This window comes from Microbacterium sp. Se63.02b (genome assembly GCF_014171575.1).
GTDB lineage: Bacteria > Actinomycetota > Actinomycetes > Actinomycetales > Microbacteriaceae > Microbacterium.
Window position 1 is genome coordinate 1,426,757 of sequence record NZ_CP050453.1, and the last position, 15,027, is coordinate 1,441,783.

The window sequence follows — 15,027 nt, forward strand, 5'->3', positions numbered from 1 at the left end:
GGTGCTCAGTCGATCCGGAGGTCGAGGCCCAGATCGAGGGCGCGCGCGGAGTGGGTGAGCGCCCCGACCGAGATGACGTCGACGCCGGTGCGGGCGATCTCGCCGACGGTCTCGAGAGTCACCCCGCCTGACGCCTCGACCGTGGCACGAGCGTCGATCAGCGCGACGCCCTCCCGCAGTTCGGAGGGGGAGAAGTTGTCGAGCAGGACGGTGTGTGCGCCGCCCTCGAGGACGGCCGGGATCTGGTCGAGCCTGTCCACCTCGACCACGACGTGCGTGGTGTGCGGCAGCCGCGACAGCGCATCGCGCAGGGCCGTCGCGAGGTCGAGTCCCGACCGTGTGAGGACGGCCAGGTGGTTGTCCTTCGCCATCACGGCATCCGAGAGCGAGTGACGGTGGTTGCGTCCGCCGCCGGACTCGACCGCATGCCGCTCGAACGCCCGCAGTCCCGGCGTCGTCTTGCGGGTGTCGGCGATGCGGGCGCCGGTGCCCTCGACCGCGGCGACATAGGCCGCGGTGAGCGTCGCGATCCCGCTCATCCGCTGGGTGAAGTTCAGGGCCACGCGCTCCGCCGTGAGGATGCTGCGTGCCGAACCGGCGACCGAGGCGAGGACGTCGCCCGGCGCGAACTCGTCTCCGTCCCCGACGTGCATGTCCACGGTGAGCTGCGGGTCGGTCAGGGTGAACGCGGCGGCGAAGACCTGGCCGCCGCTGAAGACGCCCGCTTCTCGCGCGACGAGGTCGGCGGTGGCCGTCGCCTCGACAGGGATCAGGGTGGTGCTGGTGAGGTCGCCCCACGGGGCATCTTCGTCCAGGGCGGCTTCGACGGCGCGGTTCAGGGTTGCGCGGGTGAGCATCAGACGGTCTCCAAGATCGAGGGGAGGGTGCCGGTGGACGCGAGATCCGTTTCGGCGGCGGCATCGACGCGATGGTGGGCACCCACCGAGGCCGTGCGGGCCAGGGCGGCCGAGGCGGTCGCTCGCGCGAGGAGCAGCAGATTCGCGTCCTCGTGCTCGGCGGTCGTGATCGGAGCGGGGGTGGCGGCCGCCCACCCCTGCAGGGTGCGGAGGGCGCGCGCGAGTCCGTCGCCGGTGCGCAGCAGTCCGACCTCGGCCCACATCAGCTCCTGCAGCGCGCTGCGGTCGAAGGCGGAACGCGCGTCGCCGACGTCCTCCGGTGCGCGATCGGCCGGAGCGGGCGTCTCGCGGAGGATCGCCCGCCAGGGCTGGTCCAGGCGGACGCGGCGCGCGCGCCGAAGACAGCACCTTCCAACAGCGAGTTCGAGGCGAGCCGGTTCGCGCCGTGCACCCCGGTGCGTGCCACCTCGCCGACCGCGAAGAGCCCAGGGATGGTCGTGCGGGCGTCGAGGTCGGTGACGATGCCTCCCATCAGGTAGTGCGCAGCGGGAGTCACGGGGATCGGATCACGCGACCAGTCGAATCCCCGCTCCCGCGTCACCCTGTCGATGGTCGGGAACCGGGTGGCGAGTCGTTCGGCCCCCAGCATCGTGGCGTCGAGTCGCACCGGTGCGCCCTGTGACGCCGCCTGCCTCGCTATCGCGCGGGACACGACGTCGCGCGGAGCGAGTTCGCCGTCGGGGTGGCTGTCGAACGCGAATCGACGACCGGTGTGGTCGAGGAGCGTCGCTCCCTCGCCGCGCACCGCCTCCGAGATCAGGAACGCCGGACCGGTCGCCAGGATCGTCGGGTGGAACTGGACGAACTCCAGATCCGCGACAGCCGCTCCGGCCCGGAGAGCGGCCGCGATGCCGTCTCCGGTGGTGCCGGCGGGGTTCGTCGTGTGCGCGTACAGGTGGCCGGCGCCACCGGTGGCGAGGATCACGGCGTCGGCGGGGAGTGCGGTATGGGCCGTGCCGATCAGCAGGCGGACGCCACGCGCGGTGCCGTCCGTCAGGACGAGATCCGTCAGCAGGGCGCGCTCCACGATGGCGATGGACGTGCCCCGGACTGCGGCGACGAGGGCCGCCGCGATCGCCGCCCCTGTGGCGTCCCCTCCGGCGTGGACGATACGTGCGTGGCTGTGCGCGGCCTCCCGCCCGAGCTGCAGCCTGCCGGACGGCGTCCGGTCGAATGCGACGCCGCGGGCGATCAGCTCGGCGATCCTGGACGCCCCGTCTTCGACCAGGACGCGCACGGCCTCAGGGTCGGAGAGACCCGCGCCGGCCTCGATCGTGTCGTCGGCGTGCTGCTGCATCGAATCCTCGGGGCCGTATACCCCGGCGACGCCGCCCTGGGCGAGACCCGTGCATCCGTCTCCGAGCCGCCCCTTGGTGACGATGGTCACGGCGTGTCCGCGCTCGTGGGCGTGGAGCGCCGCGGTGAGCCCGGCGATGCCGGAGCCCACGACGACGACCTTCATCGCACGCCGGCGGGCACCGGCGGCTTCGCCGCGAGCATCCGCTCCAGAGCGACCCGCGCCGGGTCGGCGACGTCGCCGGTCACCGTGATCCGGTTCGGGGTGCGGCCGGCGACCAGCTCCTCGAGCACCCAGGCGAGGTAGCCGGGATGGATCCGATACATCGTCGAGCACGGGCACACCACCGGGTCCAGACAGAAGATCTCGTGTTGCGGGTACTGTGCCGCGAGCCGGCGCACGAGGTTGATCTCGGTGCCGATCGCGAAGGTCGTCGGTTCGGCAGCCTCATCGATCGCGCGACGGATGTACTCGGTGGAGCCGGATTCATCGGCGGCGTCGACGACCTCCATCGGGCACTCCGGGTGCACGATCACCCGGACGCCGGGGTGCTCGGCGCGTGCCTGATCGATCTGATCGACGGTGAAGCGCCGATGCACCGAGCAGAAGCCGTGCCAGAGGATCACGCGGGAGTCGACGAGATCGGTGGCCGTCGAACCGCCGAGCGCTCGCCGCGGGTTCCACATCGGCATCTGCTCGAGCGGCACGCCCATCGCCTTGGCGGTGTTGCGCCCGAGGTGCTGGTCGGGGAAGAACAGCACGCGCCGTCCGCGCTGGAACGCCCACTCCAGCACGGTCTGCGCGTTGGACGAGGTGCACACGATCCCGCCGTGTCGCCCGACGAAGCCCTTGATCGCTGCCGAGGAGTTCATGTAGGTCACGGGGATCACGGGGACGCGCCCCTCTTCGTCGGGGGCGTCGAGGTCGCCGAAGACGTCCTCGAGCTGTTCCCAGCAGTCCTCGACCTGATCGATGTCGGCCATGTCGGCCATCGAGCACCCGGCCGCGAGATTCGGCAGGATCACCGCCTGCTCCGGCTTCGACAGCAGGTCGGCCGTCTCGGCCATGAAGTGCACTCCGCAGAAGACGATGGCCTCGGCGTCCGCTCTGCCCTTGGCTGCCGTAGCGAGTTGGAAGGAGTCGCCCACGTAGTCCGCGTGCTGCACGACCTCCTCGCGCTGGTAGAAGTGCCCGAGGATCACGACCCGGTCTCCGAGGGTGGCTTTCGCCGCACGGATGCGTCGGTCGAGGTCCTCTTCCGACGCCTCGCGGTACTCGACGGGGAGCTCGCCCTGTCGGGGGCGCCGGTGGGGATGACGTCGCCCATCGACGAGCCGGGGCCGTAGCCGGGGCGGCTGTCGAAGTCCCAGGGCCCGGCGGCGAGGTCGGTGGCGCAGGTGGCGTCGGTCGAGGCCCCGGTGACGATCGCCTGGATCGCGTGATCCACGGAGGGGTCCAGCGGCGGGACGGCGGGAGCGGGTACGAAAGTGATGCTCATCGGGTGCTCGTTTCTTCGGGGCCGAGGGGGCCGCGATCGGCCAGCTCGACATCGGTGTTGTCGCGGTACAGACGTGCAGGACGGTGGCTTCCGGTGCGGAACCGCTCGGTGGGGAGCAGGTTGCCCGCCGCCTCGACCTGGCGTCGGAAGTTCGCGGGGTCAAGGTTCCGTCCGAGGATGGCCTCGTAGGCCTCTCGGAGTTCGGCGAGTGTGAACTCCGCGGGGAGGAACCCTTGCGCGACGCGGCTGTAGCCGACCTTGTTGCGCAGTCGCCAGAGGGCGTAGTCGACGATCTTCGAGTGATCGAACGCGAGGTGCGGCAGCTGGTCGACGTCGAACCACTGCACATTCTCCGGTGCTCTTCCGGTCGCGCGGTGTGCGGCGATCTGCGCGGTCACGTCGTCCTGACGGAGAAGAGCCCAGTACACGATCGAGACGACCCGGGTGGGGGAGCGGTCCACGGCGCCGAAGGCGTAGAGCTGCTCGAGGTAGCTGGGGGCGAGTCCGGTCGTCTCGGCGAGCGTGCGTGCGGCCGCGTCGACGGGTGATTCGGCAGGCGTCAGCCAACCTCCGGGGAGTGCCCACTGCTGAGCGAAGGGTTCGCGGGTGCGCAGCACGAGGGGGAGTGCGAGCACCGCGCCGCCGTCATCGGTACGCCGCAGCGTGAGGATGACCGTCGAGACGGCGACCCTGATGTCACTGCTTCGAGTCATAGACACCTTAACCTCCGTTCTCGATCTTAGTGTCATTCGGACCCTTAGGGGTTCCTTGTGACGCATTTCGGCGTCGAGTCCGAAACGTTATCTCCGGGGCGCGGGAACGCTTGTCTCCCCGTGGAGGGGTTTGTTAGGTTACTGTCCTAACAAACCCCTTCGGGAGTGGCCAGCGGTCGCCTCGCAGGGCCCACGAACCCCGCTTCCGGGGTTCTGCTCCATCCGGAGCGATCCCTCCTGCAGTGCAGCACCGAGAGGAAACAAGAGAAAATGATCCGAAACGGAAGGCGCAAGATTGCGCTCACCGCGATTGCCGGAGCATCCGTCCTCGCCCTGGGCCTCACCGCCTGTGGTGGCGGAAGCGACAGCGGCGACGCCGACGGCGATCGGGCCCTGCGTGTCTGGGCCGGCAGCCAGACGCCGATCGCCGCGAACTACAACCCGTTCGCCCCGACCGTGCTCCACGGCGCGCTCGGGCCGATCTACGAACCGCTGTTCTTCTACAACAAGACGGCGGACTCCGAGCCGGTCGGCCTCATCGGCGACTCGTTCGAGTACAACGAAGACGGCACGGTGATCACGGTCACCATCAAGCCCGACCTCAAGTGGAGCGACGGCGAGCCTCTCACCGCGAAAGACGTCGCCTTCTCCTTCAACTACGAGGCCAACAACCCCGAGGGCAACGGCCTGGTCTCGGCGGAGGCCACCGACGACACGACCGTGGTGCTCACCTACGCCTCGGCGCAGTACACCACCGAGTTCCAGCGCATGGGCTCGAGCTACATCCTCCCCGAGCACATCTGGAAGGACGTGAAGGACTTCGCCGACTTCACGAACGAGGAGCCCGTCGGCTCCGGCCCCTACGTCGTCGACAAGACCACGAGCGAGTCGTACACCCTCGTCGCGAACGAGAACTACCGCGACGCGGATGAGCTCGGCGTCAAGAAGGTGCAGTACATCGCGGTCGACAACAACCAGACCGCTCAGGACCTGCTCGCCGCCGGCAAGCTCGACTGGACCGGCATGTTCATCCCGAACCCGGACGACGTGACCGGCAACGGCAAGATCGAGTGGATCAACACACCGCAGGACCCGACGGTGCTGTACACCTGCTCCAACGCCGAGCTCGGCTGCACCGGACCGCAGACCGACGTCGCCGTCCGTCAGGCGGTCAACGTCGCGATCGACCGCGCGACGATCAAGGACAAGGCGTTCGTCGGACTCACCGGTGACATCTCGCCCGCCTTCACGCTGCTCCCTCGCGATGAGAAGTGGCTCGCCGACCCCGCGAACGAGGTCAGCCCCCAGGAGGCCGACGCCGCCGAGGCGGGAGCGATCCTCGAAGCCGCCGGCTACACGAAGGGCTCCAGCGGCATCTATGAGAAGGACGGTGTCCCGCTCGAGATCACGCTCACCTCGGTCGACGGCTGGACCGACTACAACGACGCAGCGAAGCTGATCGCCGAGCAGGCGGAGGCCGCCGGCATCAAGATCACGGCGTCGACCGTGCAGTGGCAGGAGTTCTCCGACTCGCGTCAGGGCGGCGAGTTCCAGCTGATCGTCGGCGGCGTGATCGGCACATCCGTCGCGGACCCGTTCCAGATCTACCGTGACTGGTTCGGCGGAACGGCCGTCGAGTCGACCAGCCCGGTGGGCACCGAGGTGCCGGCAGGCCGCTGGAACTTCAGCCGCTACAGCAACCCGACGGTCGACGCGGCCATCCAGTCGGCCATCAGCACGAACGACGAGGCGACGAAGAAGGAGCTCTACGCGACGATCCAGACCGAGATCGCGCGCGACCTGCCGTACATCCCGCTCGTCATCAACGCCACGCAGACCTTCTACAACACGAAGGACTACACGGGCTGGCCGACCGAGGAGGACCTGTACGCCTTCCCGCCGTCCTGGGGTGCGATCGCGGCAGGTTACGTCCTGACGCAGTTGCAGCCGGTCAAGTAGCGAGAGGAGCCGGGGAAGAGGGAAGTCAGGAAACAGTGACATGAAGTTCTATGCACGAAGAATCGGGTTCTACGCGTTCACGCTCTGGGCCGCGATCTCCATCAACTTCCTTCTTCCCCGGCTCATGCCGGGGAACCCGGCGGATATCATGATCGCCAAGATGCAGCGGGCCGGCGGCGACGTCTCCGAGACCACGATCCGCAACATCAAGCTCCTGCTGGGGGGAGACGACTCCTCCCTCTGGGACCAGTACCTGGCGTACTGGGGCCGGATGTTCCAGGGCGACCTCGGCGTTTCCGTCACGAAGTTCCCCACCCCGGTGGCCGAGCTCATCGCAGGGGCGCTGCCGTGGACGCTCGTCCTCGTCGGCACCGCCACCGTCATCTCGTTCGTCCTCGGCGTCGTCCTCGGCGCCTGGGCCGGATGGAAGCGCGGCACCTGGGTCGATCACCTGATCCCCGCGACCACCGTCCTGCAGTCGATCCCGTACTTCTGGATGGCTCTGATCCTCGTGGCCGTGTTCGCGGTCGGTCTGGGGTGGTTCCCCATCTTCGGGGGCTACGACGTGTTCGACTTCCCGGACGGCCCCGAGCCGACCTGGGCGTTCTTCTCCGATGCCGTCGCGCATTCGCTCCTCCCCGCGATCACGATCGTGATCAGCTCGGTCGGCGGCTGGATGTTCGGGATGCGCAACATGATGGTCTCCACGCTGGCCGAGGACTACGTGCTCACGGCCGAGGCCAAGGGCCTGCGACCGCGGCGCATCATGACCACGTACGCCGCCCGCAACGCCGCGATCCCCTCGATCGCCGGCTTCTCCATCACGCTCGGCTTCGTCGTCGCCGGCTCCATCGTCATGGAGCAGGTGTTCACCTATCCCGGCGTCGGCAAGCTGATGTTCCAGGCCGTCACCAACAACGACTACGCACTCATGCAGGGGCTGTTCCTCGTGATCACGATCACGGTGCTGGTCGCCAACTTCTTCATGGACCTCGTCTATGGCTTCATCGACCCGAGGGCGCGCCAGAATGTCTGACACGAAGAATCCGCTCCTGACCCAGGAGCCTCCGACCACCGCCCCCGCGAGCACGATCTCGCTGGCCACGCAGCGGCTGGACCGCAAGCGCCGCCGCATCCTCCCGAGCACCTCCCCGAAGTTCATCGTCGGCGCGATCCTGGTCCTCGCCATCGTGCTCTTCGCGATCGTCGCGCCGTTCTTCACGCAGAACCCGCGCAGCACCGACAACCCCGCCCTCGCCGCCCCGTCGGTGGAGCACTGGCTCGGCACGACCAAACTCGGCAACGACGTGCTCGCCCAGCTCGCGGTCGGCGCGCAGGGCTCGCTCCTGATCGGCGTCACCGCCGGCGGCATCGCCATCGTGCTGTCGCTCCTGTTCGGTGTCCTCGCGGGATACCTGGGCGGCTGGCGCGAAGACATCCTGGCGTTGCTCACGAACGTGATGATCGTGATCCCCGGTCTTCCGCTCGTGATGGTCATCGCCTCGTTCGTCCCGCAGCGCAGCTGGCAGCTCGTCGCGTTCGTGCTCGGTATCACTTCCTGGGCCGGCGCCGCGTACGTGCTGCGCCTGCAGACCCGGTCGCTGCGCACCCGCGATTACGTGTACGCCTCGAAGGTCGCCGGCGAGAAGTCGCTGCGGGTGATCCTCGTCGAGATCATGCCCAACCTGCTTCCGCTGCTGACGGCGCAGTTCCTGTTCGCGATCATCTTCGCGATCCTCGGAGAGGCAGGACTCTCGTATCTGGGCCTCGGTCCGAACTCGTCGATCACGTGGGGTTCGATCCTCAACGACGCACAGTCGGGGCAGGCTCTCGGACGCGGTGCGTGGTGGTGGTTCGTCCCACCGGGCATCATGATCGCGATCCTCGGAGCCGGGCTCGCACTCATCAACTTCGCGATCGACGAGGTCATCAACCCGAAGCTGCGCAATGCGCCCGATGCGGCCCGTCGTGTGCGCAAGGCCGCCAAGACCAAGGGGGTCACCGCATGAGCGAGCCGGTGCTGACGGCCAGGAACGTGTCGATCGAATACGAGGTGGACCCGCCGGTGAAAGCCGTGCGGAACGTGTCGTTGACGCTGCACCGCGGCGAGATCCTCGGGCTCGCGGGGAGTCCGGCTGCGGCAAGACGACGCTCGCGTACGGGATGAACCGCCTGCTCAAGGCCCCGGCGCTGATGACCGAGGGCGAGATCGTCTTCCACGACCGCGACGGGCACGACGTCGACATCGTCGGCCTCGACGGCGAAGGGCTCCGTGCCTTCCGTTGGGACAAGATCTCGATGGTGTTCCAGGGGGCGATGAACTCCCTCAACCCGGTGATCAGCGTCAAGGCGCAGATCTTCGACATCTTCGACACGCATCGTCCGGGGATGAGCAGGAAGGCGAAGACGGCGCGCGCCGAGGAGCTGCTCTCGCTCGTGGGCGTCGATCCGAACCGGCTCACGAGCTTCCCGCACGAGCTGTCCGGCGGTATGCGTCAGCGCATGATGATCGCGATGGCCCTGGCGCTCGATCCGCAGGTGATGATCATGGACGAGCCGACCACCGCGCTCGATGTCGTCGTCCAGCGGGGCATCATCCGCGAGATCATGCGGTTGCGGGAGAAGCTCGGCTTCGCGGTGATCTTCATCACCCACGACCTGCCCATGCTGATCGAGATCAGCGACCGGATCGCGGTCATGCTGCAGGGGCGGATCGTGGAGGAGGGGACGGCGGAGGAGATCTACCGCACCCCGCAGCACGAGTACACGAAGCGGCTGTTGTCGAGTTTCCCGTCGCTGACGGGTGAGCGGGGCGACTTCGTTCGCACCGGAGTGAGCCAGGAGGGCGTCCGATGAGCGTTGCCATGCCGACCGCGACCCTGGAGGCGCGGAATCTGGTCAAGGACTTCTCCCTGCGCTCCGGGTTCCGCACGAGCATCCTGCACGCGGTGAAGGATGTGTCGTTCACGATCGAGGCCGGGAAGACCGTCGCGCTGGTGGGCGAATCGGGGTCGGGGAAGTCCACGATCGCACGCATGCTGATGAAGCTGGAGACGCCGACGGGAGGGGAGATCCTGCTCGACGGCAAGCCGTCGGGGACGCGGGGGCACGCACTGGAGCGGTACCGGTCGGACGTGCAGATGGTGTTCCAGGACCCGTTCGCGTCCTTGAACCCGTTCCACACGATCGTGCATCACCTGGAGCGTCCGATCCGCCTCCACCAGCCGGAGCTCTCCCGAGCACAGGTCAGGGAACGCGCCGTCGAACTGCTCGAGCGTGTACGGCTGACCCCGGCGAGAGCTTCGCGGAACGCCGCCCGCACGAGCTGTCGGGAGGGCAGCGGCAGCGTGTGGCGATCGCACGTGCGCTCGCTCCCGGCGCCCGGTTCATCGTGGCCGACGAGCCGGTGTCCATGCTCGACGTGTCCATCCGCCTCGGCGTGCTGAACCTGCTGGCCGATCTGCAGCGTGAGGAGAACCTCGGCGTGCTGTACATCACGCACGACCTGGCGACGGCCCGGCACTTCTCCGACGAGATCATGGTGCTGTACAAGGGCGACGTCGTCGAGCGGGGGCCGGCCGACGAGGTCATCCTCAACCCGCAGCACGAGTACACCAAGACGCTTCTCGGCGCCGCGCCGGAGCCGGAGAACCTCGGCCGCCTCCGCGACGAGGTCCGCGCCGAGCTCGCCCTCGACGTCTGACCTCGGGTCCCGCGTCGGTCGCGCGTCGAAGAGTATGTCGAGGCGGACGCGGATACGAGGGAGCGACCGGCTAGACTGAGCGCACAACTGAAGACAGGCCGAATGACCCCCGCGGGAGAGCCCCGGCGAACGCAGCCGGGCACCGAAGGAGCAAGCCTCCCCGCCAATCTCTCAGGTATGCGTACCGCGCGGTTCCGGCCACTCTGAAAAGCGATCCCGAGCGAAGCGACGGATCCGCCGACGGTGAAAGCCCCGCATCTGTGCACGGGCGAAACTCTCAGGCCCATGACAGAGGGGGAGTTCCGAGGTATGGCGATGCCGTCATGCCGCCCGCATGCACCCGGGAGAACTCCATGTCCGATCCTCGTTACACCCCGCTCCGAGAACGCCACGAGTCCCTCGGCGCATCGTTCACAGACTTCGGCGGCTGGCAGATGCCGGTCCGGTACACCTCCGACCTCGCCGAGCACCACGCCGTGCGCCGGAGCGCCGGGATCTTCGACATCTCGCACATGGCCGAGTTCACGGTCCGCGGCGGTGCGGCCGGCGAGTTCCTCGACTACGCGCTCGCGGGGCGCCTGTCGGCGCTGCCCGTCGGCAAGGCGAAGTACTCGCTCCTGCTCGCCGAGTCCGGCGGGATCATCGACGACGTCATCGTCTACCGCCTCGCCGACGACGACTTCCTCATCATCTCCAACGCCGGCAACAGGGAGGCCGTGTCGGCAGCGCTCACCGCCCGCGCCGAAGGTGCCGATGTCGTGGTCGAGGACGTGTCGGACGCCTACGCCCTCATCGCCGTGCAGGGGCCGCAGGCCGAGGCGGTCCTCGCAGCGACCGACGAGATCACCGACGTGAGCACGCCGTGGTCGGAGCAGAAGTACTACGCCTGGGCGTCCGCGCGATTCGCGGGCGAGCCGCTCCTGCTCGCCCGCACGGGCTACACGGGGGAGGACGGCTTCGAGCTCCTCGTCCCCGCCGCGCGCGCCGAGGCGTTGTGGGACGCCCTCCTCGCCGCGGGAGAGCCGCGCGGGCTGGTCCCGGCGGGCCTCGCCGCCCGCGACACTCTGCGCCTCGAGGCCGGAATGCCGCTGTACGGACACGAGCTCACCCTCGAGACCGTACCGGCCCAGGCCGGACTCGGACGCGTCGTGGTGACCGCGAAGGAGCGGTTCGTCGGCAAGGATGCGATCGAACCGGCACCCGATGCGCCGGTGCTGGTCGGACTCGTCGCCGAGGGCAAGCGTGCCGGGCGAGCCGGATACGCCGTGGTCGATGCCGGTGGTGCGACGCTCGGAGAGATCACCAGCGGTGCGCTCAGTCCGACGCTCGGCCATCCGATCGCGATGGCCTATGTGCATCCGTCTTCCGCTGCGGACGGAACCGCAGTATTCCTTGATGTGCGGGGGACCAGCATCCCCGCGACCGTGACCGCCCTGCCTTTCTACCGGAGGACCAAATGACCGACCTCAACGCACTCCACTACACCGATGAGCACGAGTGGATCGCCGCGGACGGCGGCACCGTGACCATCGGCATCACCGACTACGCCGCGGAGAAGCTGGGCGACGTCGTGTTCGTCGAACTGCCCGCCGTCGGTACCGAGGTCACCGCAGGATCGGTGGTCGGCGAGATCGAGTCGACCAAGTCGGTGGGCGAGCTGTACGCTCCGGTGTCCGGCACGGTCGTCGAGATCAACGACGCGGTCGTGGACGACCCGTCTCTGGTGAACTCCGCCCCGTTCGAGGGCGGCTGGCTCCTCAAGGTCGAGGTCGCCGACGGCGCACTCGACGGACTGCTCGACCGCGACGCCTACGTCGCTCTCACGGAGGGCTGATCTCCCCGTGGTAGCTTTCGCCGATCGTCATATCGGACCTACAGACGCCGCGCAGCGCACGATGCTCGACGCGCTCGGCATCGACACCTCGGGAACGGATGAGGCGCTGACCCCGGTCGAAGAGCTCATGCGCCAGGCCGTGCCCGCGTCGATCTACACGGGCCCGTCGGATGCCACGTCGCTGATTCCGGTGGCGGCGAGTGAGACCGAGGCTCTCGCCGAGCTGCGCAGCCTCGCGTCGCGCAACACCGTGAACCGCCCGATGATCGGTATCGGCTACTACGGAACCATCACGCCGCAGGTGATCCAGCGCAACGTGCTGGAGAACCCGTCCTGGTACACCGCGTACACCCCGTACCAGCCGGAGATCTCGCAGGGGCGCCTGGAGGCGCTCATCAACTTCCAGACCATGGTCGCCGAGCTCGCGGGGCTCACCACGGCCAATGCGTCGATGCTCGACGAGTCGACGGCGGTGGTCGAGGCCATGCTGCTCGCTCGGCGCGCCTCGAAGTCCTCCTCGAACGTGTTCGCGGTCGACGCCGATGCGCTCCCGCAGACCGCGGCGATGCTGGCCACGCGCGCGCAGGCGCTCGGGATCGAGCTCGTCACAGTCGACTTCTCGGCGGGCGAGGAGCTGCCGGAGAGCCTGTTCGGCGTCTTCGTGCAGTATCCCGGTGCATCCGGTCGGGTCTGGGACCCGTCGGCGGTGTTCGACGCCGCGCATCTCGCCGGTGGTCTCGCGGTCGCGGCGGCCGACCTGCTCGCCCTCACGCTGATCGCCTCACCGGGTTCGCTCGGCGCCGACGTCGCCGTGGGCACGACCCAGCGCTTCGGCGTGCCGATGGGCTTCGGCGGTCCGCATGCCGGCTACATGGCGGTGCGTTCCGGGCTCGAGCGTCAGCTCCCCGGGCGCCTCGTGGGTGTCTCGGTCGATGCCGGCGGCAAGCCGGCGTATCGGCTGTCGCTGCAGACACGCGAGCAGCACATCCGGCGTGAGAAGGCGACATCGAACATCTGCACCGCCCAGGTGCTGCTCGCCGTGATGGCGTCGATGTACGCCGTGTATCACGGACCTGACGGGCTGCGGGCGATCGCCTCCGCAGCGGCGACCAAGGCGGCCCTCCTGCGCGACTGGCTGACCGAGGCCGGTGCCGAGGTGGTGCACGAGTCCTTCTTCGACACGCTCACGGTGCGGGTTCCCGGTCGGGCGGCCGAGCATGCCGCGCAGGCCCGTGACGGCTACGGCATCCTGCTCAGGGTGGCCGACGCCGACACGATCGGCATCTCGGTCGACGAGACCACGACGGTGGCGGAGCTGCACCAGGTGTCGATGGTCTTCGGCGGCGCGCAGGAGCGCGTTTTCGGGTTCTCCGACGGTGCGGACGCCCTGCCTGCGGAGCTGCGCCGGCAGGATGAGTTCCTCACGCACCCGGTGTTCCACGCGCATCGGAGCGAGACCGCAATGATGCGGTACCTAAAGAGCCTCTCCGATCGGGACTACGCCCTCGACCGCGGCATGATCCCGCTGGGTTCGTGCACCATGAAGCTCAACGCCGCCACCGAGATGGCCGCCATCACGTGGCCGGAGTTCGCCGGCATCCACCCGTTCGCCCCGGCGGCCGATGTGCAGGGATACCTCGAGCTCATCGACCAGCTCGAGGGCTGGCTCGCCGAGGTGACCGGGTACGACGCCGTCTCCCTGCAGCCGAACGCGGGTTCGCAGGGGGAGCTGGCAGGGCTTCTCGCGATCCGGGGCTACCATCACGCGAACGGCGACCAGCACCGCACGGTGTGCCTGATCCCGTCGTCGGCGCATGGCACGAACGCCGCATCCGCTGTCCTGGCAGGCATGAAGGTCGTCGTCGTGGCGACCGACGAGCTCGGCAACGTCGACCTCGACGACCTGCGCGCCAAGATCGCGCTGCATGCCGATGACCTGTCGGCCCTCATGATCACGTACCCCTCGACGCATGGCGTCTACGAGGAGCAGGTCGTCGAGATCACGAGCGCTGTCCATGACGCGGGAGGGCAGGTCTACGTCGACGGCGCCAACTTGAACGCGCTGCTCGGCTACGCGCGTTTCGGCGACCTCGGCGGCGACGTCTCGCACCTGAACCTCCACAAGACGTTCGCCATCCCGCACGGTGGCGGCGGCCCCGGCATCGGTCCGGTGGCGGCGAAGGCCCACCTCGCACCGTTCCTGCCGTCGCACCCGCTGGCGCAGCGCGCGGAGCATTTCGGCGGCTTCACGTTCGACGGCGGGGTCATCTCGGCAGCGCCGTACGGTTCCGCGGGAATCCTGCCCATCTCGTGGGCGTACGTGCGCATGATGGGGGCTGACGGACTGCGTCGTGCCACGGCAGCAGCCGTCCTCTCCGCGAACTACATCGCCGAACGCCTCGGCTCGCATTTCCCCGTGCTGTACACGGGCGAGAACGCGCGTGTCGCGCACGAGTGCATCCTCGATCTCCGCCCGCTCAAGGAAGCAACCGGGATCACCGTCGACGACGTCGCCAAGCGCCTGATCGACTACGGGTTCCATGCGCCGACGATGTCGTTCCCGGTCGCGGGCACCCTCATGGTGGAGCCGACGGAGTCGGAGGATCTCGACGAGATCGAGCGGTTCATCGAGGCCATGATCATGATCAAGGCTGAGGCGGATGCCGTGGCGGCCGGGCGCTGGCCCGCCGACGACAACCCGCTCGTGCATGCTCCCCACACGGCGGTCTCGCTGATCGCGGGGGAGTGGAATCACGCCTACACGCGGGAGGACGCCGCATATCCGGTTCGTGCACTCGTCGCGGGCAAGTATTGGCCTCCGGTACGCCGCATCGATCAGGCGTATGGCGACCGCAACCTCGTGTGCGCATGCCCTCCCATTGAGGCATTCGCCTGAGTTCGTGCTCGTCTGAGCAGACGGCGCCGCGCTTCCGTGCAGGAGGCGCGGCGCCGCGCGTATTTCCGCCTGTTTCGGGGAAATTACGGATGGTCACCACTCAGTAACAGTTCGTTAGCTGAGGACGGCGGCGGCGATACCCCGGGTTACGCTCAGGTATCCCTGCGTGCTCGATGGTGAGCGTGCAGACTCAGCACTGTCCACAGGAGG

10 protein-coding genes, 3 pseudogenes and 1 riboswitch are annotated in these 15,027 nt (G+C 68.4%); of the genes and pseudogenes, 8 read left to right on the plus strand and 5 right to left on the minus strand.

From position 1 onward, the window contains the following. Positions 1-5 precede the first annotated feature (5 nt). From nadC to G4G29_RS07100, 5 genes and pseudogenes are all read right to left on the minus strand, one after another. Positions 6-857, minus strand: coding sequence for a carboxylating nicotinate-nucleotide diphosphorylase (gene nadC, locus G4G29_RS07085; RefSeq protein WP_183152300.1), 852 nt, complete (start codon positions 855-857; stop codon positions 6-8). Then, on the minus strand, positions 857-1,120 hold the full coding sequence (locus G4G29_RS21615; RefSeq protein WP_244632488.1) for a hypothetical protein: 264 nt from the start codon (positions 1,118-1,120) through the stop codon (positions 857-859). Before G4G29_RS21615 ends, nadC begins: the two co-directional genes overlap by 1 nt. Then, positions 1,120-2,379, minus strand: a complete 1,260-nt coding sequence (gene nadB, locus G4G29_RS07090) for an L-aspartate oxidase (protein ID WP_244632489.1) — start codon at positions 2,377-2,379, stop codon at positions 1,120-1,122. The genes G4G29_RS21615 and nadB overlap by 1 nt, the downstream gene beginning before the upstream one ends. After that, positions 2,376-3,712 (minus strand): annotated as a pseudogene (gene nadA, locus G4G29_RS07095) (quinolinate synthase NadA). Before nadA ends, nadB begins: the two are co-directional and overlap by 4 nt. Further along, the gene (locus tag G4G29_RS07100; RefSeq protein WP_183152301.1) at positions 3,709-4,425 is read right to left on the minus strand and encodes an NUDIX domain-containing protein; all 717 of its coding nucleotides are present in this window, start codon (positions 4,423-4,425) and stop codon (positions 3,709-3,711) included. Before G4G29_RS07100 ends, nadA begins: the two are co-directional and overlap by 4 nt. Positions 4,426-4,695: 270 nt before the next feature. On the opposite strand from G4G29_RS07100, the gene G4G29_RS07105 reads away from it, so the two are divergent. From G4G29_RS07105 to gcvP, 8 genes and pseudogenes are all read left to right on the plus strand, one after another. Beyond that, complete coding sequence (locus tag G4G29_RS07105) at positions 4,696-6,384, plus strand: ABC transporter substrate-binding protein (protein WP_183152302.1); 1,689 nt, start codon at positions 4,696-4,698, stop codon at positions 6,382-6,384. 40 nt (positions 6,385-6,424) lie between these two features. Next, positions 6,425-7,420, plus strand: a complete 996-nt coding sequence (locus tag G4G29_RS07110) for an ABC transporter permease (protein WP_183152303.1) — start codon at positions 6,425-6,427, stop codon at positions 7,418-7,420. Beyond that, positions 7,413-8,393: an ABC transporter permease gene (locus tag G4G29_RS07115; RefSeq protein WP_183152304.1), complete on the plus strand. Its 981-nt coding sequence runs from the start codon at positions 7,413-7,415 to the stop codon at positions 8,391-8,393. The genes G4G29_RS07110 and G4G29_RS07115 overlap by 8 nt, the downstream gene beginning before the upstream one ends. Further along, positions 8,390-9,240: pseudogene (locus tag G4G29_RS07120) on the plus strand (ABC transporter ATP-binding protein). Before G4G29_RS07115 ends, G4G29_RS07120 begins: the two are co-directional and overlap by 4 nt. 8 nt (positions 9,241-9,248) lie before the next feature. Next, positions 9,249-10,087, plus strand: a pseudogene (locus tag G4G29_RS07125) (ATP-binding cassette domain-containing protein). Between the two features lie 102 nt (positions 10,088-10,189). After that, positions 10,190-10,284: riboswitch (glycine riboswitch) on the plus strand. A gap of 156 nt (positions 10,285-10,440) precedes the next feature. Further along, positions 10,441-11,547: a glycine cleavage system aminomethyltransferase GcvT gene (gene gcvT, locus G4G29_RS07130; RefSeq protein WP_183152305.1), complete on the plus strand. Its 1,107-nt coding sequence runs from the start codon at positions 10,441-10,443 to the stop codon at positions 11,545-11,547. Next, complete coding sequence (gcvH, locus tag G4G29_RS07135) at positions 11,544-11,921, plus strand: glycine cleavage system protein GcvH (RefSeq protein ID WP_183152306.1); 378 nt, start codon at positions 11,544-11,546, stop codon at positions 11,919-11,921. Before gcvT ends, gcvH begins: the two co-directional genes overlap by 4 nt. A 7-nt stretch (positions 11,922-11,928) precedes the next feature. After that, positions 11,929-14,817, plus strand: a complete 2,889-nt coding sequence (gene gcvP / locus G4G29_RS07140; protein ID WP_183152307.1) for an aminomethyl-transferring glycine dehydrogenase — start codon at positions 11,929-11,931, stop codon at positions 14,815-14,817. Positions 14,818-15,027: the final 210 nt, after the last annotated feature.

Coding starts and splice junctions, on each gene's coding strand:
- nadC (WP_183152300.1), bottom strand. CDS start 857: ATGCTCACCCGCGCAACCCTGAACCGCGCCGTCGAAGCCGCCCTGGAC.
- G4G29_RS21615 (WP_244632488.1), bottom strand. CDS start 1,120: ATGTGGGCCGAGGTCGGACTGCTGCGCACCGGCGACGGACTCGCGCGC.
- nadB (WP_244632489.1), bottom strand. CDS start 2,379: ATGAAGGTCGTCGTCGTGGGCTCCGGCATCGCCGGGCTCACCGCGGCG.
- G4G29_RS07100 (WP_183152301.1), bottom strand. CDS start 4,425: ATGACTCGAAGCAGTGACATCAGGGTCGCCGTCTCGACGGTCATCCTC.
- G4G29_RS07105 (WP_183152302.1), top strand. CDS start 4,696: ATGATCCGAAACGGAAGGCGCAAGATTGCGCTCACCGCGATTGCCGGA.
- G4G29_RS07110 (WP_183152303.1), top strand. CDS start 6,425: ATGAAGTTCTATGCACGAAGAATCGGGTTCTACGCGTTCACGCTCTGG.
- G4G29_RS07115 (WP_183152304.1), top strand. CDS start 7,413: ATGTCTGACACGAAGAATCCGCTCCTGACCCAGGAGCCTCCGACCACC.
- gcvT (WP_183152305.1), top strand. CDS start 10,441: ATGTCCGATCCTCGTTACACCCCGCTCCGAGAACGCCACGAGTCCCTC.
- gcvH (WP_183152306.1), top strand. CDS start 11,544: ATGACCGACCTCAACGCACTCCACTACACCGATGAGCACGAGTGGATC.